Raw genomic sequence first — 2,727 nt, 5'->3', positions numbered from 1 at the left:
AAAAATTTTGGGTTGGATATCTTGACGGGGTGGTGGGGGTGGGGATAGGGTAGTAAAGCGCCACAAGGCCACCCAGCCCCGGCGCCCCAGAACCTTGACAAGTAACTCGTTCAGTCAACCATCGCCAAGCAGCACAGCAGGCTCCCTGAGTCGGCTGGTGGCTGCATATTCAACCCTGTCAAGTTTCCATTTTTCCAGAGACAAGCTCTTGAATTGACACGGAGAGTTTGATCCTGGCTCAGGATGAACGCTGGCGGTATGCTTAACACATGCAAGTCGCACGGACACCTTCGGGTGTTAGTGGCGGACGGGTGAGTAACACGTAGGAATCTACCCTCAGGCGGGGGATAACAGCTGGAAACGGCTGCTAATACCCCATACAGGCGGAAGCTGAAAGGAGCAATCCACCTGAGGATGAGCCTGCGTCGGATTAGCTAGTTGGTGGGGTAATGGCCTACCAAGGCGACGATCCGTAGCGGGTCTGAGAGGATGGCCCGCCACACTGGGACTGAGACACGGCCCAGACTCCTACGGGAGGCAGCAGTGGGGAATTTTCCGCAATGGGCGCAAGCCTGACGGAGCAATACCGCGTGAGGGAGGAAGGCCCTTGGGTTGTAAACCTCTTTTCTGGGGGACGAAAGCTGACGGTACCCCAGGAATAAGCCTCGGCTAACTCCGTGCCAGCAGCCGCGGTAAGACGGAGGAGGCAAGCGTTATCCGGAATTATTGGGCGTAAAGGGTACGTAGGCGGCTGGTCAAGTCTGGGGTCAAAGGCCACAGCTCAACTGTGGGAAGGCCCTGGAAACTGACCGGCTAGAGTGAGGTAGGGGTTGCGGGAATTCCCGGTGTAGCGGTGAAATGCGTAGAGATCGGGAAGAACACCTGAGGCGGAAGCGCGCAACTGGGCCTCAACTGACGCTGAGGTACGAAAGCTAGGGGAGCGAATGGGATTAGATACCCCAGTAGTCCTAGCCGTAAACGATGGACACTAGACGTTGGCCGTATCGACCCGGTCAGTGTCGGAGCTAACGCGTTAAGTGTCCCGCCTGGGGAGTACGCACGCAAGTGTGAAACTCAAAGGAATTGACGGGGGCCCGCACAAGCGGTGGAGCATGTGGTTTAATTCGATGCAACGCGAAGAACCTTACCAGGGCTTGACATGCCGCGAACCCTGCGGAAACGTGGGGGTGCCTTCGGGAGCGCGGACACAGGTGGTGCATGGCTGTCGTCAGCTCGTGTCGTGAGATGTTGGGTTAAGTCCCGCAACGAGCGCAACCCTTGTTCCTAGTTGCCAGCATTGAGTTGGGCACTCTAGGGAGACTGCCGGTGACAAACCGGAGGAAGGTGAGGATGACGTCAAGTCAGCATGCCCCTTACGCTCTGGGCTACACACGTGCTACAATGGCGCGGACAAAGGGTCGCGAGCGCGCGAGCGTGAGCCAATCCCAAAAACCGCGTCTCAGTTCAGATCGCAGGCTGCAACTCGCCTGCGTGAAGGCGGAATCGCTAGTAATCGCAGATCAGCATGCTGCGGTGAATACGTTCCCGGGCCTTGTACACACCGCCCGTCACACCATGGGAGCTGGCCATGCCCGAAGTCGGAGCACCCGCCGAAGGCAGGGCTGGTGACTGGGGTGAAGTCGTAACAAGGTAGCCGTACCGGAAGGTGCGGCTGGATCACCTCCTTTTAGGGAGACCTACCTTGGGGCATCTGAGGGGAGCTAGACCACCCTCAGGCCAGCAAAGGTTATCCCAGGTCGGTCGGGGTTGAGGGGATGGTTGACTGGGGTTCTGGAGGGGAACCGAGGGGAGGGCTATTAGCTCAGGTGGTTAGAGCGCACCCCTGATAAGGGTGAGGTCCCTGGTTCGAGTCCAGGATGGCCCACTGTTTGTCCTGGAGAAGGGAGAGCTAGCAAGCTAGAAGCGAGCTGGCCAAGCTGAGGGCAAAGCCAGAGGGTGGGTGCAGTCTGGATTGGGGGTATAGCTCAGCTGGTAGAGCGCTGCCTTTGCACGGCAGAAGTCAGCGGTTCGAGTCCGCTTACCTCCACCACTTTGGTGAGGAGCCGGGAAGGGGTTCTCCAGTTGGATAGGTTGACGACCGGGCTAGGGGTTTGGGTCCGAGCACAAGCCTCCAGCCGGGTTGAGCCGGCCAGCACTTTGAAAACTGCATAGCAAGAGAGCAGCATGCTTCTGGGTTGAGCCCTCCAAGCCTTGGCTTGGGGGAAGCAGCAGCAACCTGGGGGCATGAGGCAGGTAGAACACCAATGTTACGTGAGGTGAAAAGGTCAAGTCAGTTAAGGGCGCACGGTGGATACCTAGGCACGCAGAGGCGAGGAAGGGCGTGTTACCGACGAAACGCTGCGGGGAGCTGGACAAAAGCGGTGATCCGCAGGTTCCCGAATGGGGCAACCCGGCAAGGCGCAAGCCTTGTCACCTTTGGCTGAATCCATAGGCCAAAGGGGCGAACGCGGCGAACTGAAACATCTTAGTAGCCGCAGGAAAAGAAAACAAAAGTGATTTCCTCAGTAGCGGCGAGCGAACGGGAAAGAGCCTAAACCGCTCAGCTACGGCTGGGCGGGGTTGTGGGACGGCCAAACGGCAGCCGGCGGGCTAGGGGAAGCAGCTGGAATGCTGCACCAGAGAAGGTGAAAGTCCTGTAGCCGAAAGCTCAAAGGCGCCGGCCGGATCCCGAGTAGCACGGGGCAGGGGAAATCCCGTGTGAATCGG

Annotated in this window: 2 tRNA genes and 2 rRNA genes (1 of these 4 running past the window's edge); all 4 read left to right on the top strand. The window is 58.6% G+C overall.

Annotation, left to right across the window (positions count from 1 at the left end):
- Window positions 1–215: 215 nt before the first annotated feature.
- Window positions 216–1,688, top strand: a 16S ribosomal RNA gene (locus tag NW840_RS12210).
- 123 nt (window positions 1,689–1,811) lie between these two features.
- Window positions 1,812–1,885 (top strand) — tRNA-Ile (locus NW840_RS12205).
- 89 nt (window positions 1,886–1,974) lie between these two features.
- A tRNA-Ala gene (locus NW840_RS12200) sits at window positions 1,975–2,050 on the top strand.
- Window positions 2,051–2,283: 233 nt separating this feature from the next.
- A 23S ribosomal RNA gene (locus NW840_RS12195) occupies window positions 2,284–2,727 on the top strand; it runs 2,365 nt beyond the window's last position.
- Together the 16S and 23S rRNA genes with 2 tRNA genes alongside form the textbook arrangement of a ribosomal RNA operon.

The sequence above is a fragment of the Synechococcus sp. R5-13 genome, assembly GCF_047462015.1.
Taxonomy (GTDB): Bacteria; Cyanobacteriota; Cyanobacteriia; order Thermostichales; family Thermostichaceae; genus Thermostichus.
The sequence above is the reverse complement of the archived record's forward strand: the minus strand, read 5'-3'. Positions and strand labels throughout refer to the sequence as shown.